General features: G+C 45.2%; 23 protein-coding genes and 1 other annotated feature. Of the genes, 7 read left to right on the plus strand and 16 right to left on the minus strand.

All coding sequences use genetic code 11. The features are described from left to right. Positions 1 to 148: 148 nt before the first annotated feature. The 3 genes from OCV20_RS06250 to OCV20_RS06260 form a co-directional block, all read right to left on the minus strand. The gene (locus tag OCV20_RS06250) at positions 149 to 715 is read right to left on the minus strand and encodes a septation protein A (RefSeq protein ID WP_086775349.1); all 567 of its coding nucleotides are present in this window, start codon (positions 713 to 715) and stop codon (positions 149 to 151) included. Between the two features lie 133 nt (positions 716 to 848). Further along, a complete protein-coding gene (locus OCV20_RS06255) occupies positions 849 to 1,097 on the minus strand; it encodes a hypothetical protein (RefSeq protein ID WP_017069991.1) in 249 nt (82 codons plus the stop codon). 286 nt (positions 1,098 to 1,383) lie between these two features. Then, on the minus strand, positions 1,384 to 2,271 hold the full coding sequence (locus tag OCV20_RS06260; RefSeq protein WP_050649112.1) for a LysR substrate-binding domain-containing protein: 888 nt from the start codon (positions 2,269 to 2,271) through the stop codon (positions 1,384 to 1,386). Positions 2,272 to 2,452: 181 nt separating this feature from the next. Between OCV20_RS06260 and hisC the strand changes: the two genes are divergently transcribed. Continuing rightward, positions 2,453 to 3,595, plus strand: a complete 1,143-nt coding sequence (hisC, locus tag OCV20_RS06265) for a histidinol-phosphate transaminase (protein WP_086775350.1) — start codon at positions 2,453 to 2,455, stop codon at positions 3,593 to 3,595. Positions 3,596 to 3,605: 10 nt separating this feature from the next. After that, complete coding sequence (locus tag OCV20_RS06270) at positions 3,606 to 4,379, plus strand: ABC transporter substrate-binding protein (protein ID WP_086775352.1); 774 nt, start codon at positions 3,606 to 3,608, stop codon at positions 4,377 to 4,379. A gap of 81 nt (positions 4,380 to 4,460) precedes the next feature. Here OCV20_RS06270 and OCV20_RS06275 read toward each other — a convergent pair whose 3' ends face one another. From OCV20_RS06275 to OCV20_RS06285, 3 genes are all read right to left on the minus strand, one after another. Further along, positions 4,461 to 5,303: an IS3 family transposase gene (locus tag OCV20_RS06275; RefSeq protein WP_108721729.1), complete on the minus strand. Its 843-nt coding sequence runs from the start codon at positions 5,301 to 5,303 to the stop codon at positions 4,461 to 4,463. Next, on the minus strand, positions 5,300 to 5,809 hold the full coding sequence (locus OCV20_RS06280) for a helix-turn-helix domain-containing protein (RefSeq protein WP_086774936.1): 510 nt from the start codon (positions 5,807 to 5,809) through the stop codon (positions 5,300 to 5,302). The genes OCV20_RS06275 and OCV20_RS06280 overlap by 4 nt, the downstream gene beginning before the upstream one ends. Positions 5,810 to 5,929: 120 nt before the next feature. Then, positions 5,930 to 7,249, minus strand: a complete 1,320-nt coding sequence (locus OCV20_RS06285; protein WP_321163247.1) for a dicarboxylate/amino acid:cation symporter — start codon at positions 7,247 to 7,249, stop codon at positions 5,930 to 5,932. Positions 7,250 to 7,657: 408 nt separating this feature from the next. Between OCV20_RS06285 and OCV20_RS06290 the strand changes: the two genes are divergently transcribed. After that, entirely contained in the window at positions 7,658 to 9,064 is a 1,407-nt protein-coding gene (locus OCV20_RS06290; protein WP_086773667.1) for an NfeD family protein, read from the plus strand. A gap of 82 nt (positions 9,065 to 9,146) precedes the next feature. Beyond that, the gene (locus OCV20_RS06295; RefSeq protein ID WP_048613235.1) at positions 9,147 to 9,944 is read left to right on the plus strand and encodes a slipin family protein; all 798 of its coding nucleotides are present in this window, start codon (positions 9,147 to 9,149) and stop codon (positions 9,942 to 9,944) included. A gap of 88 nt (positions 9,945 to 10,032) precedes the next feature. Here the strand turns inward: OCV20_RS06295 and trpA are convergent, their stop codons facing one another. The 7 genes from trpA to trpL2 form a co-directional block, all read right to left on the minus strand. After that, complete coding sequence (gene trpA, locus OCV20_RS06300; protein WP_048607245.1) at positions 10,033 to 10,839, minus strand: tryptophan synthase subunit alpha; 807 nt, start codon at positions 10,837 to 10,839, stop codon at positions 10,033 to 10,035. Next, positions 10,839 to 12,029 carry a tryptophan synthase subunit beta gene (gene trpB, locus OCV20_RS06305; protein WP_048613233.1) on the minus strand — a complete coding sequence of 397 codons (1,191 nt, stop codon included), beginning with the start codon at positions 12,027 to 12,029 and terminating at the stop codon, positions 10,839 to 10,841. Before trpB ends, trpA begins: the two co-directional genes overlap by 1 nt. Before the next feature lie 131 nt (positions 12,030 to 12,160). Then, on the minus strand, positions 12,161 to 13,600 hold the full coding sequence (gene trpCF, locus OCV20_RS06310; RefSeq protein ID WP_086773668.1) for a bifunctional indole-3-glycerol-phosphate synthase TrpC/phosphoribosylanthranilate isomerase TrpF: 1,440 nt from the start codon (positions 13,598 to 13,600) through the stop codon (positions 12,161 to 12,163). Positions 13,601 to 13,625: 25 nt separating this feature from the next. After that, positions 13,626 to 14,621, minus strand: coding sequence for an anthranilate phosphoribosyltransferase (trpD, locus tag OCV20_RS06315; RefSeq protein ID WP_048607239.1), 996 nt, complete (start codon positions 14,619 to 14,621; stop codon positions 13,626 to 13,628). A gap of 9 nt (positions 14,622 to 14,630) precedes the next feature. Beyond that, complete coding sequence (locus OCV20_RS06320) at positions 14,631 to 15,221, minus strand: aminodeoxychorismate/anthranilate synthase component II (protein WP_010438041.1); 591 nt, start codon at positions 15,219 to 15,221, stop codon at positions 14,631 to 14,633. Positions 15,222 to 15,223: 2 nt separating this feature from the next. Further along, complete coding sequence (locus OCV20_RS06325; protein ID WP_086773669.1) at positions 15,224 to 16,813, minus strand: anthranilate synthase component 1; 1,590 nt, start codon at positions 16,811 to 16,813, stop codon at positions 15,224 to 15,226. A 125-nt stretch (positions 16,814 to 16,938) separates the two neighbouring features. Next, positions 16,939 to 17,053 (minus strand) — a sequence feature (Trp leader region). After that, positions 17,000 to 17,125 (minus strand): tryptophan operon leader peptide, encoded by a 126-nt coding sequence (trpL2, locus tag OCV20_RS06330; protein WP_009848753.1) that lies wholly within the window; start codon positions 17,123 to 17,125, stop codon positions 17,000 to 17,002. (Overlaps the previous feature by 54 nt.) 120 nt (positions 17,126 to 17,245) lie before the next feature. Between trpL2 and rnm the strand changes: the two genes are divergently transcribed. The 3 genes from rnm to rluB all read left to right on the plus strand — a co-directional run bounded on the left by rnm (position 17,246) and on the right by rluB (position 19,977). Further along, complete coding sequence (gene rnm / locus OCV20_RS06335) at positions 17,246 to 18,100, plus strand: RNase RNM (protein WP_017069983.1); 855 nt, start codon at positions 17,246 to 17,248, stop codon at positions 18,098 to 18,100. 62 nt (positions 18,101 to 18,162) lie between these two features. Continuing rightward, positions 18,163 to 18,783: an L-threonylcarbamoyladenylate synthase gene (locus OCV20_RS06340; RefSeq protein ID WP_009848751.1), complete on the plus strand. Its 621-nt coding sequence runs from the start codon at positions 18,163 to 18,165 to the stop codon at positions 18,781 to 18,783. A 159-nt stretch (positions 18,784 to 18,942) separates the two neighbouring features. Beyond that, a complete protein-coding gene (rluB, locus tag OCV20_RS06345) occupies positions 18,943 to 19,977 on the plus strand; it encodes a 23S rRNA pseudouridine(2605) synthase RluB (RefSeq protein ID WP_017055112.1) in 1,035 nt (344 codons plus the stop codon). Positions 19,978 to 20,201: 224 nt separating this feature from the next. Here rluB and OCV20_RS06350 read toward each other — a convergent pair whose 3' ends face one another. The 3 genes from OCV20_RS06350 to efpL all read right to left on the minus strand — a co-directional run bounded on the left by OCV20_RS06350 (position 20,202) and on the right by efpL (position 21,741). Continuing rightward, positions 20,202 to 20,684 (minus strand): RNA methyltransferase, encoded by a 483-nt coding sequence (locus tag OCV20_RS06350; RefSeq protein ID WP_017061495.1) that lies wholly within the window; start codon positions 20,682 to 20,684, stop codon positions 20,202 to 20,204. Between the two features lie 147 nt (positions 20,685 to 20,831). Next, the gene (locus OCV20_RS06355) at positions 20,832 to 21,161 is read right to left on the minus strand and encodes an HI1450 family dsDNA-mimic protein (protein ID WP_004741258.1); all 330 of its coding nucleotides are present in this window, start codon (positions 21,159 to 21,161) and stop codon (positions 20,832 to 20,834) included. Positions 21,162 to 21,171: 10 nt separating this feature from the next. After that, positions 21,172 to 21,741, minus strand: coding sequence for an elongation factor P-like protein EfpL (efpL, locus tag OCV20_RS06360; protein ID WP_048607233.1), 570 nt, complete (start codon positions 21,739 to 21,741; stop codon positions 21,172 to 21,174). Positions 21,742 to 21,770: the final 29 nt, after the last annotated feature.

The raw sequence follows: 21,770 nt of genomic DNA on the forward strand, positions 1-21,770 counted from the left end.
AGATGTGTTTACGAGACTCGCGGTGGTCGAATTTTTAACGTCTTCACCGAACACAAATAATCAGCGGCCAATGATCACGAGTATCATTGGCCAATCGCATATTGATAATAATTGTATCAAATAGGGTATGAGGACTCATCCCTAAGGGTTATTTCTCGTCGGTATTTTTATCCGTTAACTCTTTCTGCTGATCTTTTGGTAGATGCTTATAGATGTATACACCCGTAAGTAAAGTGAAGAGCAAGGTAGCGATGAGCAAACCAAACACTTTGAAGTTAACCCAAACATCCAACGGTAGGCTGAAAGCAACGTAAACGTTGAGAACGGCACACAGGGTAAAGAAAAGAGTCCATGCCCAGTTGATCTTGCCCCATACAGCATCAGGTAGTGTGATCTCTTTGCCTAACATACCTTTAATCGCTGATTTGCCCATGATGTGACTGACCGTCAGGCCAATCGCAAACAGTGCGTAAACGATGGTGACTTTCCATTTAATGAAGTTGTCGTCGTGCAAGAAGATGGTCATGCCGCCAAATACGGCAACCATTAGAAAGGTGATGACCTGCATTTTTTCGACTTTCTTGTAGATGAAATAAGTCAAAATAATTTGAACTGCAGAGGCAACGATCAAAGCGCCGGTCGCAGTATAGATGTCGTACATCTTATAAAGCGCAAAGAAAATAATGAGAGGAATGAAATCAAGAATTTGTTTCATGAGACACTGACTATCCAGTTAGTTGAGTTGTTGACAGTCTAACGAAAACTGTCTCGATGCTAAATAGCCCGAGACAATTGGGTGCCAATTAATTCAATCTAACCACTCAACGTGTTTAAAGAGTTGAAGCCGGTTATCGCATTGACGAGGTTTGATAGCGAGGTATTAGCTTCTTGATGTCTTCAAGGTAACCTTCGCTTTTCAAGCTGTCTAATGTGTTTTCGAGTTCTTGTTCGCTCATGGCAAAACACGTTGATTTACCGGTCGTTAAGTCGAGATACTCGTGATATTCACGTTCTGTGAAGTGGCCAATTCTGTCCATTAATAGGGTTTTAATTCCGTGGTGAATCAAGCCGTAATACGTATGTCTTTGTAAGGTCATAGCCTATCCTCCGTGACAAGCTGCAGTGAAACTGTTGCAACCTGCTGTATATTGGTTGGGTTATCTATGACAAAGCAATTCGAATGCCATTTTCTCCAACTGAACAGAACAAATTCCCGGCTAAATAGAATTGAACTTCTTTTCAAATAGTTAAAGGAAGGTACGTTCTATTCTCTGACAATCAATACGTAACAGACCTCAAATAGTTTCATTTTGAGAACGGTAAAATTCTCATTATGACGCTCTCCTGCCGCTTATAGTGTGAGCCTTTCAACGGTGATTGCCGCTAATCGACGAGCCAATCAACCAGTGTAGATAAGGATGTATTTTGTCGATTCTTGGGTTGCAGCAAGAAGTAACCATTTCCAGAGAAGACACTGCCTTCACTCACTTTCACCAATCTACCCAAATCAATATCTTGCTTGGCCAGCGTGATGTCGCCTATGGCAATACCAAACCCTTGAATGGCGGCGTTCATCGCTTGATCGAGTGTCGCGAATTGTTGGTTGTTCTTGCTTGAAAGGTCGTGGCTGCCTATGTGTTCTAACCAAAGACGCCAATCACTCTGCTCATTGTTGGCGTGTAGCCAAGTGTATTGGGCAAGCTTGTGTGGCTTGATGATGGTCGACGCGTCGTTGACAAGATGGCTCTGCGTAATGCTTTGTGCTTGGCAAACGGGCGCTAGCTGCTCGTTGAACAATAATTGGCTAATAATAGATTGCTGGTTTGGCTTCTTACCATAGGTGATTACGGCATCAAACGGATCAAAGCTTGGTTCGAAGACGTGCTTGATGGTCGACGTGAGTTCGACATCAATTTCGGGATAGGCTTGCTGAAAAGACATCAACTTAGGTAGTAGCCAAGAGGTAATACAGCTTGGTGCGTTGAGTTTGATCTTGGATGGAGAACTCGCGACCTGATTTAGAGCCGATTGCAGCTGATGAATCGTCCCTTGTATCAGGGGAACCAGTTCTTCTCCTTTCGGCGTTAAAGACAGCCCGCGAGCATGGCGGTAGAAGAGATCACAGCCAAGGCTTTCTTCAAACGACAATACCTGACGACTCACTGCACCTTGCGTAACATTGAGCTCATGTGCCGCGCGTGTAAAATTGAGATGCCTTGCCGTAGACAAAAACGCGAGCAAGGTTTTGGTTGAAGGAAGCGTGCGATTCATATCTTTACCTATGACTTTTTATCATGGCTATTATGTGATTATTTCGATTCATTTATCAATAGTGTTCTGTTTGAATGTAAATACTTAATCATCATTTGTGATTCAATATGTGTATAAATCACATTTTTTGAATATGAAGGCAATGATGAAGACATTGTGATTTTGTGAAAGGGATAGCTTCTTGACATCTTTTATTGATAGCTTAGTGCCTCAGGCTGTAAAAAAATTAATACCTTATCAATCGGCAAGAAGAATTGGTGGTGATGGACGTGTCTGGCTAAACGCCAATGAATTGGAAAGCTCGCTGTTTCTCGGAGAAGCAAGCCACAACCGATACCCAGACTTCTTACCACAAGATATTGCTAAGGCTTACCAAGATTACTGTGGCACCGATGCTGCGACTGTTGCCGTTCGTGGTGCAGATGAAGCGATTGATTTGCTGATCAGAACATTCTGTAAACCGGCGAGCGATAACATACTTATCTGCTCTCCCACGTATGCGATGTATGAGTTTTGCGCTGATGCATTGGCGATTAATACCTTGGACTCTCCATTGCAGGAAGACTTCAGCCTTAATGTTGCTGATATTGTGAATAAGGCAGAACTGGCGAATATCGTGTTTCTTTGCTCACCAAACAACCCAACGGGTAATGTGATTCCTAAATCGGATTTGATTCAGGTACTGGAAGGCACGATTGGAAAGTCGCTAGTGGTCGTCGATGAAGCGTATATCGAGTTTGAACCACAAACGTCAGCCGTTAGCCTTATTCAACGTTATCCACATTTGGTTGTGATTCGCACCTTGTCTAAGGCATTTGGATTGGCTGCGGTTCGCTGTGGTTTTATCTTAGCGAGTCGAAATGTGATGCAGTATGTCGCGAAGTTGATTCCACCTTATCCGATGCCAGATTGCTCATCGCAAATCGTGTTAGACGCTTTGTCTAATGAACGAGTCTCAGTGATGCAAGACGCGACGCAGAAGCTGGTTGAGCTACGTAATTGGTTTGCTTGTGAGTTAACGCAGTTTGATTTCATCGAGTCTGTTTACCCTTCATCTACAAACTTCATTTTGCTACGTCAAAAAGCTGGGCACCAAGTATTCAGTGTCTTGGCGAAGGATGGCATTGTGACAAGGAATCAAAACCATGAACCGGCTTTGCGTAACTGTGTTCGAATCAGTATTGGTAGCCAAGAGAGCATGCTAGAAGTGATAACGTCACTAACACGTTACCAAACCGAATTAGAACAGAGTCAACAAGGCAAACAAATTCAACAAGCTCAACATAAAGAAATTCAATCTCAACTCGATAAAGATCATATCTAGGATGGCAATGATGAAAAAGATAATACTAGGACTCGCTTGTGCGGCCGCTTTACTTGGTACAACGGTACAGGCGAAAGAAATCTGTTTGGCGTCAGACTTTACGTATCCGCCATTCAACTATAAAAACAGTGATGGTGTGCCTGTCGGGTTTGATATTGAGATAGCTGATGCTTTGTGTGAGCAAGCCAAACTCGATTGTACTTGGGTTTCACAAAGCTGGGACTCGTTAATTCCAAGCTTATTGGCAAGAAAGTCAGATGTGATCATGGCGTCGATGCGTATCACCGAAGAGCGTAAGCGTAAGATCTTGTTTACTGATAAGTACTACCAAACACCAGCCGTATTTGTTGCTGCTAAAAGCGCAGAATTCAGCGCTGATGAGGCAGGCTTAGCGGGTAAAACCATAGGTGTTCAGCAAGGTACGATTCACGATCGCTACGTAACCGACAAGTTTGGTAGTGTTGCCAACATTAAGCGTTACACAGGGCAAGATGAAGTGTATCTGGATCTGCAAAATGGTCGTTTAGATCTAACCTTCGGCAACTCAGATCAACTGTCATTGGCTTTCTTAGATAAGAAAGAAGGTGAGGGTTTTGAATTCAAAGGTAAAGCAGTAACCGACAAAGCCTACATTGGCGAGGGTACGGCGTTAGCACTAAGAAAGCAGGATTCAAAACTGGCGAAACAATTCAATGCCGCGATTGAAGAGATCAGAGCAAACGGTACTTACGACAAGATCGCTGCTAAGTACTTTACGTTTGATATCTATGGCGCTGATTTGTAATTCGTCTAACGCCTAAAAATTAGAACCTCAAAAACAAAAATCCGAGGGCTTGAAGTGACCCCGTAAAGTTGGACATTTCTGTTAAGCGGCTTTCAAGGCCTGAGTTCGATATTCTATCGGAGTCAGGCCTTTTAGTTTCACTTTTATACGTTTGGTATTGTAGTACTCGATGTATTCTTTAATCTGCTCTATCAGAGCATCTGCATCTTCAAAGCTTTGGTTGTGATACATCTCGGTTTTGAGTAAAGCAAAAAAGTTTTCAGCAACAGCATTATCCAAGCAGTTACCTTTTCTCGACATGCTTTGCGTTAACCCACTCTCCGCTACCTTTTTCTGATACTGTCGATGGCGATATTGCCAACCTTGATCGCTATGTATAATTGGCTTTGAGTTGGGTTTAAGCGTTGATATAGCTTCCGTCAGCATATCTGTGACAAGCGGCAAGCAGGCATTTTTGGCCACTCTATAAGCAACCACCTCCTGAGTAAACAAGTCGACAACGGGAGATAAGTATACTTTCTGCTCTTTGACTTTGAACTCCGTGACATCAGTTACCCACTTTTCATCGGGTTGAGTCGCACTAAAATCTCTTTCAAGAACGTTGGGAGCAGCTTTTCCTGACTCTCCTCGGTATGAACGATACTTTTTAATCCTGACCGTCGATTTAAGGTTGAGCTGAGCCATAAGCCTTTGAACCGTTTTGTGATTAAGCACGAACCCCTGATTCTTTAGTTCCAAGTGAATACGGCGGTAGCCGTATCGCCCCTTATGTTCATGATAAATTGACTTTATCAACCGCAGCTCACGTTCGTAGCTATTTTGGCGCTTGCTCGTTTGAGCCTGATAATAAAAGACACTTTTTGCCAACTGTAGAGTGTGCAGTAAGTGCTTTAATGGGTACTTGCCTTTAAGAGTTAGAGCTATGACCGCTTTTTCTTTGTTCGACGGTTTTTTTTCTGCTCCAACTCTTCCAACTTTTTTAGAACGGCATTCTCGGTTCGTAAGTAGACCAACTCCTCTTTTAGCTCCTCAAGTGTCATTTCATTATCAGGCTTAGTGGTACGTTGAGGTTGCTGTTTCATTGAGGGTCTTCCTTTCTGGCGCATTTCGAGCCCCTTGATACCGAGCTCATTAAATCGTTTAAGCCAGACAGAGAGTATTCCAGGGGATGAGAGGTTTAATACAGCGCTAGTGTGCGTGAGAGACCATTCATTCGTCCACATTAAATTCAATGCTTTTCGTTTTGTTTGAGCAGTCGCGGCATGATTAGTTGGTAAAAATGAATCAGTACCATGGATGGCAAAGACTTGAGCCCAATACCGTATCTGCCTTGAAGAAATTGAATATTGTTTTGCTAAGTAGAGAGATGACGTGCCATCTAAGTATTGCTTAGCAATGATACATTTTAGCTCTCGGCTATATTTGGACATAAAAAGACCCCCAATAATTGGTGTCCAACTATTGGGGGTCAGTTCAGCTGTAAGGCTCTCGGGTTTTCTAGTTTATGCTGGTGGTGTCAATTCAAGTCACCACCAACTTAGCGCTTAATATTACGCTTGCTGTTTTTGTAGCTCAGCTTCTTTCGCTTCGTCTTCGATTAGAGAATCAACGATAACTGCACATGCTGCATCACCAGTGATGTTCAGAGCAGTACGGATCATGTCGAAGATACGGTCTAGAGCGAACAACAGAGGTAGACCTTCGATAGGGATACCAGCCGCTAGAAGAACCGCAACCACTAGGAAAGAAGGACCTGGAACACCCGCTTGGCCAACCGCACCTAGTGTAGACGTTACGATGATAGCAACGTAAGCACCCATAGACAGGTCGATGTTGAACAGCTGTGCGAAGAAGATAGCAACTAGGCCGTAGTAAATCGCGTTACCAGACATGTTGATCGTCGCACCAAGAGGCAGAACGAATGAAGCCGTAGAGTTACGAACGCCAAGTTCTTTCTCTACCGTTTCCATTGTTACTGGCAGTGTCGCCATTGAAGATGCTGTTGATAGTGCAACCGCTTGAGGCTTCTTCATCGCAACTAGGAACTTCTTAGCTGAAGTCTTAGTGAAGATTTGAATCATTAGCGGGTAAGCAACAAAGCCGAAGATCAGAATTGCAGCGATGTAGACAACGAACAGTTTGAACACAACCATAAGTGCGCCAAAACCGAACGTACCCACAGCTTCTGCCATTAGGCCGAATACGCCAAGTGGTGCAATGATCATAACCTTGTTGATCATCCAAACCATAGCGTCAACAATCGCGTTTACGCCATTGATGATAGGGTCACGTTTCTCTTTCGCTTGTTTAGAAATCGCAATACCAAAGAATAAGCAGAAAACTAGAATTTGAAGAATGTTTGCTTCATTCAGTGATTGGAAAACGTTGGTCGGGATCATGCCCGTGATGGTTGCCCAAAACGTTGGAAGTTCGCCTTTTGCAGCGTATTCAGAAGAGAACATGCCTTCAACGCCAGAAACATCGATACCACGACCTGGTTCGAATATTTCACCCATTACTAGCGCTAGTGCTACAGCAAGTGCAGACGTTAGTGCAAAGTAACCTAGAGTGGTCACGCCCACTTTTCCTGCTGATGAGCTGTTGCCTAGACCAGCAGCACCTGAAATTAGGGCAACTGCGACTAGAGGGATAACCAGCATCTTGATCAAATTGATGAAGATAGCACCCAGTGGAGCGAACATAGTTGCGCTGTCACCCATCATCGCACCGACTAGGGTACCGATGATCATTGCAATAACGACTTGAACGCCGATGTTGCTTAGTAAACTCTTTTCTTTTAACACTTCCATAACCTCTGTGCTACTAAATATAAAAATCCCAGAACTACTCACCAATGTACGATGTACCATTGGATTAATATTTCGCGAGAAGTTTTACACGTATCCTTTACATTTATCAATATGAGCAGAGATGAAAGCCCTCGAAAAGTAGGTGGTTTTATGTCATTTGTTGTTTTTCCATACCGATGCAATCGTTTGCTTTTGTTTTTTATTGCTCTGATATTTGCAGTGTTTATAAAAGTCTTTCTGTTTGGGGTTTCGTGAATGATTTGAGGCGTTGGTATTTGACTTGCTTTGTTAACATTTGGTTTTCATTTTTGGGTGTTTTTTGGTCTTGATATTTGAGCTAATTCAAAGACGCGTGTTGTGTGAAATTTAGCCTGAACTATGCTTAAGGTATCTATTTATTACCAAGATGTTACCTCTGCGCTTTAAATAAAACGTCTATCTAGCATCTCAGTTGTAAGGAGAGGGGCTATGACTTTTATATTAAAGTACTTGTTTGCGTTTCTTCTGTTGTTCAGCTCTGTGTTTGCTCAGGCCGATGATGTCTGGGTGATTGAGGTGAATGGAGGAATAGGTCCTGCGACCAGTGACTACCTCACTAGAGAAATAGAACAAGCTCACGATGAGCAAGCGAAGCTCATTATTTTGAAAATGAACACGCCCGGCGGGTTAGATACGTCGATGCGAGATATTATCCGATCCATCACCACCTCACCGATTCCGATAGCAACTTGGGTTGGGCCTGCTGGCTCACGTGCGGCGAGTGCGGGAACCTACATTCTACTTGCTAGCCACATCGCCTCTATGGCGCCTGGAACTAATTTGGGCGCAGCCACGCCTGTCTCTCTTGGTGGTGGCAAAGCGCCGACTAATCCACTATCTCCTCAAGACGATGCTAATAAAGATGACAACACGTCAGCGAGTGAGCAAGACGAAACAAAACAAGAGAACTCAGACCAAGTAAAAGCCAGCACTGCGATGGAGAAGAAAGTCATCAATGATGCTGCAGCCTACATTGTCAGTTTGGCTAAGCTACACAATCGCAATGAAGAGTGGGCTGAAAAGGCGGTAAGAGAAGCGGCGAGTTTGGACTCAGAGAACGCGCTAACACTTAATGTGATCGATTTTATTGCTAGCGACCTTCAGCAATTGGTTGAGCTGAGTAACGGACGCACCATCATCATCAACGGTATCAATCAGGAAGTTCAACTTAGTGAGGTGGCTTTTGTCGAGCGTGAACAAGACTGGCGCTTTAGTTTGCTTTCGGTGATTACTAATCCAAACGTCGCTTACATCCTCATGCTCATTGGCATCTATGGCTTGTTACTGGAGTTCTATAACCCTGGAGTCGGCTTACCGGGTGTCTTGGGTGGCATCTGTTTGTTGTTAGCAATGTACTCCTTACAAATGCTGCCGGTGAGTTATGCCGGTCTTGCCTTAATCCTGTTGGGAATAGCCTTAATGGTCGCAGAGGCCTTTAGCCCTAGCTTTGGTATTTTTGGTTTGGGTGGAGTTGCTGCGTTTACGCTCGGTTCAATCATGCTGATGGACACCGAAGTGCCTGGTTATCAAATCGCATTGCCGTTAATTATCGGGATCAGTTTGTTCTCTGTTGCCTTTATTGTCGTAACTATCTCTATGTTAGTCCGAGTGAGAAACAAGCCTGTGACTACAGGGATGGAAGCGGTGGTTGGTGAGACCGGTAAAGTTGTCAGCGGTTTCCCGGGTGCTGGCCGAGTGCTAGTTGAAGGTGAAATGTGGCAAGCTCAATGCGCCAGTGAACTGCAAGCTGGGCAGCTTATCAGAGTGACCAAGCTGACTGGGTTGCTGTTGGATGTTGAGGCGCTACCCGATGAGGTACCACCGAGGCTGAGTTAGCGCGGAGTGTTAGCGTGGAATACAGGGATACACTTGATTGAATTATTTATTGCTTAACTATCGTTACCATTAGGGGGCGGTTATGTTTATACACACTATAGGTATTGTCATCGTGCTCGTTATCTTGTTGATAGCCAGCATGTTCAGAGTTCTGCGCGAGTACGAGCGGGCAGTGGTGTTCTTCCTTGGGCGCTTTTATGGCGTTAAAGGGCCGGGCTTGATTATCATCATTCCTTTCATCCAACAAATTGTGAGAGTGGATCTACGAACTATCGTTTTGGATGTGCCAACACAAGATTTGATCACCAGAGATAATGTGTCTGTGAAGGTCAATGCTGTGGTCTATTTTCGAGTGCTCGATCCGAAGATGGCGATCAACAACGTTGAGAACTATCTTGAGGCCACCAGCCAACTTTCACAAACAACGTTACGTTCTGTTCTAGGTCAACATGAGTTGGACGAGCTGTTGTCTGAGCGAGAAGAACTTAATAGAGATTTGCAATCGATACTGGATCAACACACCGATAACTGGGGGATTAAGATTGCCAATGTTGAGATTAAGCATGTCGACCTTGATGACAGTATGGTGCGAGCGCTTGCTAAACAAGCTGAGGCGGAACGTTCTCGTCGAGCCAAGGTGATACATGCGACGGGTGAGTTAGAAGCATCGACCAAATTACGCGAAGCGGCCGAAGTGCTGAACCAAGCGCCTAACGCCATTCAATTGCGATATATGCAAACGCTAACCGAGGTGGCTAATGAAAGAACCTCCACCATCATTTTCCCAATGCCCATCGATTTAGTGGAGAAGATAACCGATCCGATCAAAGCGACGCTCAATGAGGCAGCGATTAAGAAAGCGATGAAAGCCGATGAGTGATTGGCTCAAATGAAAAGCAATAAAAAAGGCTCCACAACTGTGGAGCCTTTTGATATTTGAATCGTTGGGTCGATTTACCGGCCGTAGATTACTTCTGCGTTGCCGCTTTCATTGGCGTAACAAACTCAGCAAGTGCTTTAAGCATTGCTTCTGGTTGTTCAACGTTGTTTTCAATGATTTTCACAACCGCTGAGCCAGAGATAGCACCAGCAGCGCCAGCTACAATTGCTTCTTTCACTTGTTCAGGAGCTGAGATACCGAAACCAAGCAGGGCTGGTGGCGCATCAAACTTGTTCAAACGATCAAGTAGGGCAGTCACAGGCATGTTTGCTTTTGTTTCTGCACCCGTTACGCCAGCACGAGAAAGTAGGTAAGTGTAACCACCACCTAGCTCAGAAACCGATTGAAGCGTCTCATCACTTGCTGTTGGTGGAGCAATAAAGATTGGGTGAATACCAAACTTTTTAGCTGCAGCAACAAACTCGCCGCTCTCGTTGGTTGGTACATCAGCAATCAGTACTGAATCGATACCTGCATTCGCACAACGCTCGTAGAAGTTCTCGATACCACGTGCGTAAACCAAGTTTGCGTACATCAGTAGGCCGATTGGCAGCTCTGGGTATTTAGCACGGATTTGACCAATAAGATCAAAACACACATCTGGCGTTACTTTAGAATCTAAAGCACGAATGTTCGCACCTTGGATTGTTGGACCATCAGCAAGAGGATCAGAGAATGGGATACCAAGCTCAAGTGCGTCTGCACCCGCTTCAACCAAAGTTTCCATGATCTTAAGCGATTGCTCAGGGTTAGGATCGCCAACTGTTACGAATGGTACGAATGCGCCCTGATTCTTTTCAGCTAAGCGAGTGAAGAGTGATTGATAGCGATCCATTATAATGCTCCTTTCTCTTTAAGAATGTCGTGTACAGAGAAAATGTCTTTGTCACCACGGCCAGATAAGTTAACGACTAATAGCTGTTCTTTCTCTGGATCGTCATGAGCCATTTTGATTGCATGAGCCAAAGCATGAGACGACTCTAGTGCAGCGATGATACCTTCGTTACGTGCGATAGCTTGGAAAGCTTCTAGTGCTTCGTCATCGGTCACGTTGTCGTATTCAGCACGGCCAATAGCATTTAGGTGCGCGTGTTGAGGACCAACTGATGGGAAGTCTAGACCTGCAGATACAGAGTAAGACTCTTCTACTTGGCCGTTTTCATCTTGCATCAGTGGTGCTTTCATACCGAAGAAGATACCAGTTTTACCGTGTTTAAGCGGCGCGCCGTGTTGGTCGGTATCAATACCTTTACCAGCAGGCTCTACACCGATCAGGCGAACAGACTCTTCTTCAATGAAGTCAGCGAACATACCGATAGCGTTAGAACCACCGCCGACACAAGCGATAACTGCATCAGGAAGGCGACCTTCACGCGCTAGAATCTGGTTCTTCGTTTCTTCACCAATCATGCGTTGGAAATCACGAACAATCGTTGGGAATGGGTGAGGACCCGCTGCAGTACCCAGTAGGTAGTGCGCGTCTTCATAAGTTGCAGACCAGTCACGTAGAGCTTCGTTACAAGCATCTTTTAGCGTTGAAGAGCCAGAATGAACAGGGATAACCTCTGCGCCCATTAGCTTCATACGGAACACGTTCGGGCTTTGACGTTCAACGTCTTTAGCACCCATGTAAACACGACACTTAAGACCTAATAGAGCACACGCTAGAGCCGTTGCCACACCGTGTTGGCCTGCGCCAGTTTCAGCGATGATTTCCTGCTTACCCATACGTTTTGCTAGCAATGCTTGACCAAGAACTTGGTTTGTCTTGTGAGCACCGCCGTGAAGTAGATCTTCACGCTTTAGGTACAGTTTGGTTTTTGTACCTTTTGTTAGGTTGCGTGCTAGCGTTAGCGCCGTTGGACGACCAGCGTACTCTTGAAGAAGCGTCATGAATTCGCTACGGAACTCAGGATCGGCTTGTGCATCGATAAATGCTTGTTCAAGTTGGTCTAGTGCTGGCACTAGGATCTGCGGTACGTATTGACCACCGTATTCACCAAAGTAGGCATCGAGTTTAGCCATTGTGTTATTCCTTCAATTCTACTGATGTGTATTCACACCAAGTCATTTAATCTTGTTTGAGCTTCGCAAAAGGCAAAGCTCACAAATATGTTTTTAGTTTTTGCTTTCTAATTTCTAGCGCCGAGTTTGGACTAGTAATTACGAATCGCTGCAAAAGCACGCTGCAGTTTGTCTGCGTCTTTTTTACCTGGGGCGGATTCAACGCCAGAGTTTAGGTCTAGTCCTAAGCAGCCTAACTTAGCCGCTTGGTTAGCATTTTCTGGGGTTAGACCACCTGCCAACATGATTGCGCTTTGGTTGTTGATTAGGCTCCAATCGAACACTTGGCCTGTACCACCTGTTTGAGAACCCACTTTAGTATCTAGCAGGTGACGAGTCACGTTGCTTTCCAGTAATTCTGGTAGCGAGCTCTCTGAATCGGAAGCAACACCGTAAGCTTTCCAAATCTCAACGCTTTCAGGCAGTGACTGTTTTAGTTCATCGACAAACGCTTGAGATTCATCACCGTGCAATTGCACCGCAAATAAACCTAGCTCAGAAACCGTTTTCGCAACGTCAGTAACGCTATGGTTTTGGAACACACCCACGTAGTTCAAAGGCGCGCCGCTCATAGTCAAACGAGCAGCTTCGATATCCACATGACGCTTAGATGCTTCAACGAAAATCAGACCACCGAATACCGCACCAGCTTGATAAGCCTTCGCTGCATCATCAGAGTGAGTTAATCCGCACACCTTGTTTTCACCCAGCGTTACTTTACGCACCGCAAGCTCAAGGTTCTTCTCTGCCATGAGAGAGCTGCCGATTAGGAAGCCATCTGCAAACGTTGAAAGGTCACGAACTTGTTGATGTGTGTAGATGCCAGACTCTGAAATCACGACTGCGTTTGGAGCCAGTTCGCGAATCAATGGTGCCAACTCTTTAGTACGGTTTAAATCAGTCGAAAGGTCACGTAAGTTACGGTTGTTAATGCCGATCACCTTAGCGTTTAGAGCGACTGCGCGGTGAAGTTCTTCTTCGTTGCTGACTTCGGTCAATACACCCATGTTGAGTGAGTGAGCGACTTCCGCCAACGCTTTGTACTCTTCGTCATCTAATACCGATAGCATTAGCAAAATTGCGTCAGCTGAGTAGTGACGAGCTAGGTACACTTGGTAGGTATCAACCATGAAGTCTTTACACAGGATAGGCTGCTTAGCAATGCTGCGAACCTTAGGTAAAAACTCAAAGTCACCTTGGAAGTACTTCTCGTCTGTCAGCACAGAAATCGCGTTTGCGTGGTTGTTGTAAACCGACGCAATATAGTCGAGGTCAAACTCGTCACGGATTAAACCTTTTGACGGAGAGGCCTTTTTACATTCAGTGATGAAAACCGTTTGTTCTCCGCTCAGAGCATCATAAAAGCTGCGGTCTGTGGCAGTTAGTGACGCTTTAAAGTCGTCTAATGGTTGAGTCTGCTTACGCGCTTCAACCCATTGGTATTTGTCACGAACGATTTTTGCTAATACTTCTGCCATTTCAGCTTCTTTGACTGAAACGTGGGTCGACAGTTTATCGGTAGTCTGTGTCATGTTCTTTGTCTCAATTGGTCGTTCGTTAAGCGTGTGCAGCAAGCTTTTGTACAAGCTCGTACGCTTTGCCAGAGTTCATTGCGTCAATTGCTTGCTGTGCGTTGGCTTTTAGATCTTCGTGACCAAATAGACGCATCAGTAGAGCAACGTTGACTGCCACTGCGCCAACTTGAGCGTCAGTGCCTTTACCCGTCAGGATATCGGTTGTGATGGCTTTGTTCTCTTCTGGCTCGCCGCCCTTGATCGCTTCAAGAGGGTGAGTGTTCAAACCAAAGTCAGCCGGAGTAACTGTGTACTCGTGAATCTCGCCATCTTTAATTTCAGCAACGATGGTCTCGCCATGAATCGCCACTTCATCTAGGCCGCTACCGTGAACAACTGCAGCACGCTTCATGCCCATTTGCAGCATGGTTTCTGCGATAGGGCGAACCAACTCTTTGCTGTAAACACCCATTAGCTCGATGTTAGGGCGAGCAGGGTTAATCAGTGGGCCAAGGATGTTGAAGATAGTGCGTGTTTTCATTGTTTGACGAACAGGCATCGCGTGACGTACACCGACGTGATACTGCGGAGCAAATAGGAATGCTACGCCAAGCTCATCAACAGCCGTACGTGTATCTTCAGCTGTCATTGCTAGGTTGATACCGAACGAATCCAATAGGTCAGAAGAACCTGATTTACTCGATACACTACGGTTACCGTGCTTCGCGACTTTTAAGCCACACGCTGCGGCAACAAATGCAGAAGTCGTCGAGATATTAATGGTGTTGTGACCGTCGCCACCTGTACCCACGATGTCTGCGAAATCGTAATCAGGGCGCGGGAACGGGTTTGCATTCGCAAGCAGTGCTTTCGCTGCGCCAGCGATTTCATCGGGCGTTTCGCCTTTGATTTTTAGCGCTGTCAGCGCTGAAGCCATCAAGATTGGGTCTAGTTCACCCTTGATGATCACATCAAATAACTGTTGGCTTTCTTCTTGAGTAAGAGACTGCTGTTCGTAAAGTTTATTAATCTGTTCCATGATCGTTTCCTATATCGTCTTTTTCTCAAGAGCCCATTCGATAGCGTTTGCTAGAAGCGTTGCACCGTAGGTCGTCATAATTGATTCAGGGTGGAATTGGAATCCACACACCTTGTCTTGTTCTTGAACCACTGACATCACCAAATCATCGACTTCAGCTGTCACCGTTAAGCTATCAGATACATGCGTGGCCACTAAAGAGTGGTAGCGAGCGATAGCCAGTGGCGAAGGTAAGCCTTGGTAAGTCGCATGGTTTTGGTGTTCCATCATCGACACCTTACCATGAATGATTTCGCCAGCGCCTGCAACGGTGCCGCCATAGGCTTCAACAATTGCTTGGTGGCCTAAGCAAATACCAATCATTGGCACTTTACCTTTTAGAAGCTGAATCAGCTCTGGCATACAACCCGCATCTGCTGGAGCGCCAGGGCCTGGCGAAAGCAGTGCAACAGGGTTGTCTAGTTCGTTGATCGCCGCTTCAACAACCTTTGCTGGAATGTTGTTACGGTAAATCTTTACGCTGTGACCTAATGAACGAAATTGGTCTACAAGGTTGTATGTGAATGAGTCGAAGTTATCGATGAATACAATATCAGCCATGATTACGACTCCTTCTTATTTGTTAGGTTTTTAGTATGTGCAGCTTGAATCGCAGAGATAACCGCTTGTGCCTTGCCGCGAGTTTCATCGGCTTCTGCTTGTGGGTCTGAATCGAAAACCACACCAGCGCCAGCTTGTACTTGTGCCACGCCATCTTCAACGTAAGCAGAGCGAATTACGATACAAGTATCTAGAGTCCCTTCACCGGTTAGATAACCGACTGCACCACCGTAGCTACCACGGCGCGTTTTTTCTACGTCACGAATAAGCTGCATTGCGCGGATTTTTGGTGCGCCCGTTAGCGTACCCATGTTCATACAAGCTTGGTAAGCGTGTAGAGCATCTAAGTCTTCACGGAGCTGACCAACAACACGAGAAACTAAGTGCATTACATGGCTGTAGCGGTCAACTTTTAGCAAGTCTGCTACGTGGCGAGTGCCAGCTTCGGCAATACGCGCAACATCGTTACGTGCTAGGTCGACTAGCATCATGTGCTCGGCGTTTTCTTTCTTGTCGGTACGCAGTTCAAGCTCGATACGGCTGTCTAGGTCGAAATCGATTTGACCGTCAGGGCGCTTACCACGACGACGAGTACCAGCAATTGGGTAGATCTCGATTTGGTTGGTTTCTGTCTCGTATTTCAGCGCGCTTTCTGGAGAAGCACCGAACAGAGTAAACAGCTCGTCTTGCATGTAGAACATGTAAGGGCTTGGGTTACTTTGTTTGAGTTCTTTATAAGCCGCCAATGGAGCAGGGCAAGGTAGAGTGAAGCGGCGTGAAGGTACTACTTGGAATACATCGCCTTTAACTACGTACTCTTTTAAATCACGAACCGTTTGGCAGAAGTCTTCATCTGAAACGCTAGGTACTGCTTCAACGTTGTCGAGTGGCGTTACTTCAGTGATGGCTTTCAGGGACTGACACTGAGTTTGAATGTTGGCTAGACGGTCAGTCAATTGCGCTTTGATGCTGTCATCTTGAGCGAACAAGCTCGCGTGAAGCAGGCCTTCGTTCTCTTGGTGATCGAAACGTAATAGTGTTTCAGCTACGTAGAATACAAAGTCAGGACAATTGTTGGTTGCTTCAGCATCACCGAGTGGCTCAAAGTTTGCCACGATGTCGTAAGCGAATAGACCCGCCATGAATAGCGCGTGTTTGTTATCAGCGTCTTGCTCAAAGCTGTGCTGAACTAAACGTAGAGCATCGAATGAAGACGCTTCTCTTAAGCGTGAGTCTTCGTCTAATTCGTTGCTTGGCTCGATAAAAGTCAGCGTCAAAACGTTATCAGTAAGGTCAGATTTAATTTCTGCTTTCACGTTTTGAGTGAGATGTTCGATAAGCGCTTGACCGTTTTCAGTCAATGCTTGAAAGGTTACTTCATGTCCGCGACATACGATGCGAACAGCAGAGTCGATAAGGAGTAGGCTTGTCAGGTTCTGTTTAGATTCAATCTCGGCAGATTCCAACAAAAGACTATCAGTTTTGTTTTCACACAAAGTATGAAAAACGCTGGTTGGATCTTGCGAGTAAGGAACTGAAGAATTGATGACCTCAATGGTTCCCAGCTTTTTGATTTCAATGGCCTTGTTCACAAGACCTCCTTTATGATTCTTTAAATTTCCTGCCGTACATAGTCGCATAAAGATACCTTTCACCCAATCTAGAATATGGTCAATTCGATGATTTGTTAGTCAGTTGAATGTGAGATGTTCGACAAATTAAAAAGCCCGCTATTAAAGCGGGCTTAGTGATAACTTTTTTATAAACAAACTGTTTAACTAGAAGTACACGTTAGCCCACCAAGAACTTGTCCAAGTGCGCCACCAATTAAGCTCTGAACTTGCTTCTACTGAAGAAAGTTCTAAAACTTTATCTTTATGGTTTTGGTTAAATTCTTGTAACATGGTGAACCTATCAAATGTGATACTTCGTATTTGTGTACTAGTTAACTAGTTTTGCGCTTGCAGGTCAAGTGTGTTGACACAAATATAACGATAAAAATTGAAAACAATGAAAAAGAATATATGAGAATTGATCTACATAGTCATACAACAGCCTCAGATGGCCGACTTACTCCACCTGAGCTAATTGACCGAGCGCTTGGCTTTAACATCGAAGCGCTAGCGATTACAGATCATGACACGACTGATGGGCTTGCTGAAGCACGCAACTATATTGCTGATAACAACCTTCCTATTCAGCTGATCAACGGCATTGAGATTTCGACTGTTTGGCAAAACAAAGATATCCATATTGTTGGGTTAAACGTTGATCCTGAGTCACCAGAGCTTAAAGCGCTCATTGAGCAACAGAAGCAACATCGTATTGGACGTGCAGAGATGATTGCTCAACGTCTTGAGAAAGCGACTCGTGAAGGGGTGCTAGAAGAAGTTAAATTGATTGCGGGTGATGCGCCTATTACTCGCGCTCACTTTGCTAAGTGGTTAGTCGATAACGGCTACGCAAAAACCATGCAGCAGGTGTTTAAAAAGTTTCTTACTCGCAATAACCCAGGTTATGTGCCGCCTACGTGGTGTTCAATGAGTGATGCTGTCACGGCTATCCATGCTGCTGGTGGACAAGCCGTACTCGCTCACCCTGGGCGATATGGACTTACAGCCAAGTGGGTTAAGCGCCTGCTAGCGGCATTTGTTGAAGCGAAAGGGGATGCGATGGAAGTTGCTCAACCTCAGCAAGCGCAACAAGAAAGACGCACACTCGCGGATTATGCTATACAATACAAACTATTAGCCTCCCAAGGCAGTGATTTCCATTACCCATCTCCGTGGATGGAACTTGGACGTAATCTCTGGCTACCTTCTGGGGTCGAAGAAGTATGGAAAGATTGGGAGTTTCAAACGGTTTCACCATCTGAATAGTCTTTAGGTGAGCCAGCTCCTTCTGATGATAGAGTCGAGAGATTCGATAACGAGGATCAACAATGAGCCAGTTTTTTTATGTACACCCAGATAACCCACAAGCACGCTTAATTACTCAAGCGGTTGCGATTATTCGCAATGGCGGCGTTGTGGTTTATCCAACAGATTCCGGTTATGCGCTGGGCTGTCAGCTTGAAAACAAACAAGCACTTGAACGTATCTGTAAAATTCGTCGCATCGATGACAAGCATAACTTCACGTTGTTATGTCGTGATCTTTCTGAGTTATCACTGTATGCACGCGTCGATAACGTGGCTTTCCGTCTACTGAAAGCACATACACCAGGTGCTTACACGTTTATCTTTAAAGCAACCAAAGAAGTGCCAAAGCGTTTGATGAACGCCAAGCGTAAAACGATTGGTATTCGTGTCCCAGACAACAAGATTGCACTCGACCTGTTGGAAGCGATGGGTGAACCATTGATGTCGACGTCTCTGATTCTGCCGGGTAACGAGACTACGGAGTCGGATCCAGAAGAAATTCGTGACAGCCTAGAACATGCGGTTGATGTCATTTTGAATGGCGGTTACTTAGGTGAGCAACCGACGACGGTTATTGACTTCAGTGACGATGATGCCGTGGTTCTACGTCGTGGTGCGGGCGATCCTGCGCCGTTTGAATAATCGCTTTACTGATTAACAGTCTGTAACGATACAGCAAACCTGCCACAGTAAATAACAAGTGCTTTTTGGCAGGTTATTTGCGATAATACGCGACCGCGATTTGGTCGCGAAAAATTCATTCGACGTCTGTGAAGACGACAATTAGGTAGAAAAGAGTAAATGAGCGAAAAATTACAGAAGGTTTTAGCGCGAGCTGGTCACGGTTCTCGTCGTGAACTAGAAGGTTTAATCAAATCTGGTCGTGTAAGTGTTAACGGTCAAGTTGCGAAACTGGGCGAGCGTCTTGAAGACGAGAACTCAGTGATCCGTATCGATGGCCATACTGTTTCAGGCAAGGCTTCTGAAGAAGTGGTTTGTCGTGTACTTGCTTACTACAAACCTGAAGGTGAGCTTTGTACTCGTCATGATCCTGAAGGCCGCCGTACTGTTTTCGATCGTCTACCTAAGATCCGTGGTTCTCGTTGGATTTCAGTTGGTCGTCTTGATGCAAACACATCAGGCCTTTTGCTTTTCACTACTGATGGTGAGCTTGCAAACCGTCTAATGCACCCAAGCCGTCAGGTTGAACGTGAGTACCTAGTACGTGTATTCGGTGAAGTGACTGAGCAAAAAGTTAAAAACGTTACTCGTGGCGTACAACTAGAAGACGGCATGGCTCGTTTTGAAGATGTGGTTTACGCTGGTGGTGAAGGTATGAACCATACTTTCTACGTAGCGATTAACGAAGGTCGTAACCGTGAGGTTCGTCGTCTTTGGGAATCTCAAGAAACGACAGTAAGCCGCCTGAAACGTGTACGTTACGGTGATATCTACCTTGATAAGAAACTGCCTCGTGGCGGTTGGAAAGAGCTAGATCTTCAAGAAGTTAACTACCTGCGTGAGCTTGTTGAGCTTAAGCCTGAGAAAGAGACACTGTTGGATCTTGATCCTTCAAACACTTCTCGTAAGCGTGAGCGTTCTCGTAGCCAAAAAATTCGTCGTGCTGTTAAGCGTCACGAAGAGCGTGCAAACGCACCAAAAGGCCGTAGCAACCAAACTAAGCGCAAGAAGCCTGCAACTCGCGGTACTACAACACCTGATTCAGGTCGTAGCGCTCCAGCTGCAAACAAAGGCAAGCCTCAGGCTAACAAAAGTAAGCCTAAACTGAACAACGGTCGTCCGGCTAAACCAGCTAAGCCAAGAACACGTCAGTAATTACTCAAGTAGTTACTACAGTTCTTAAGCTTAAAGCTTCATTAGCTAAAAGCACTGAATACTAAAAAACCTGCTCATTGAGCAGGTTTTTTACGTCTAGAAGAAATAAAAGATGCGAGTAACCGAGTATCGAAAACATACTGCCATAATCGGCAGTAAGCATGCTCTTCGCATCTCTTATCTCGTTTACGCGCACCTATAAATCTTTTCTTATCTCGTTCTATTTACTTATGATTCGAGAAGTTATCGCCTTTCGCCAGTCGGTCGTAAAGCACAACATTCACTGATGCCGCTAGATTCATGCAGCCGTTAGTCGGAACGTAAATCGTCTCACGACAGAAATCTGTGATCTCTTTCTTTAGCGTGCCGTCTTCTGGGCCAAAAATATAAAACGCGCGTGGTGGGTGCTTGTAATCAGGTAGAGGCTTAGCGCCCTCAATCAGATCAACAGCAACCGGTACGCAGCCTACTGGAATAATATCTTTCAGCTCTTCAACACCAATCAAAGGCAGGGCTAGGTGCTTTTCTTTGGTGTCGGTATGGAATTTTCGCGCATGGTCGTAGCGTGTGCCAGTGTAAAACACAGAGTTGGCGCCGTAGCAGCCAGCAGCTCGCATAACAGAGCCTACGTTTTCAGGCGTCTTTGGGTTAACTAGGCCAATGCAGGCATAGCCTTTTGATTGTGTGTCTGTTTTTGCTTTGGTCATAATCAGTGAATCTAAAGTTGATGATGAAAGTGAGTAATCACGATGGAAAATAGCGCGATAAAAATAGCCGAGCAATCGGCTCGGCTAACTTTTAACTCGTTTACATGAATACTTGTTTACTCATGCAGATGAGCGTCAACAGCGGTATTAGTCGCGTTTCCACAGCATGTGACAGAACTTATGTTCTGGGTCACGGCTGATTAGCATGCGAGCAAATACGTCGTCTAGAACGTCATCAGCTTCATTCACAAGACCAATGCGCACTTCAGCGTAGATTTCTTTGTCGACTTCAAAGCCAACATGTTCAACCCAATCATCGCCAGTTTCAACAAGTTCTGCAGCGCCACGATCTTCAAACTGAGCTGTGAATAGAATCACGTCTGCAGGTTCAAGATTATCAGGTGCCATCTCAAGAAAGATGTCGTATGCAGTATCAATTGCATCGTCGTAAGACATTAGGTCGTTAGCTTCGGTCATAATAAGTATCTTAGCTTGCGCGGTTCATGTATTTACGTTCAGCTGTGTTCACAACAACTTTGTCGCCAGTTGCGATGTACTCAGGAACTTGAACAGTAAGGCCTGTAGACAGACGAGCTGGCTTAGTACGAGCAGACGCTGATGCACCTTTGATTGAAGGGTCAGTTTCTTCGATAACAAGCTCAACTGAAGTTGGTAGCTCAAGTGTTGCTGCATTGCCGTCGATAAGAATCGCGTACATGCCTTGAGTTTCTTCGTTGATGAACAGTAGTTCGTCTTCGATTGTTTCACCGTTGAAGATGAATTGTGTGTAATCTTCGTTATCCATGAAGATGTACTCGTTGCCGTCAACGTAAGAGAACATTACTGCACGCTTAGTTACGTCGATAGTTTCAACGATTTCGTCAGCCTTGTGGCGAACTTCAGTTTTAACGCCAGTTGCTACATCGCTACCACGGAAGCGGTAAATCTTTTGACCGCCACGGCCACCCGGTGTTGTTACTTCGATATCTTTAACTAGTATTGTTTTACCATCAACGTCGATCGCAAAACCTTTTTTAATTTCACTTGCTCTAGGCATTTTGTGTTTGTCCTTAGTGGGTCTATCCG

The organism is Vibrio coralliirubri (genome assembly GCF_024347375.1).
GTDB lineage: Bacteria > Pseudomonadota > Gammaproteobacteria > Enterobacterales > Vibrionaceae > Vibrio > Vibrio coralliirubri.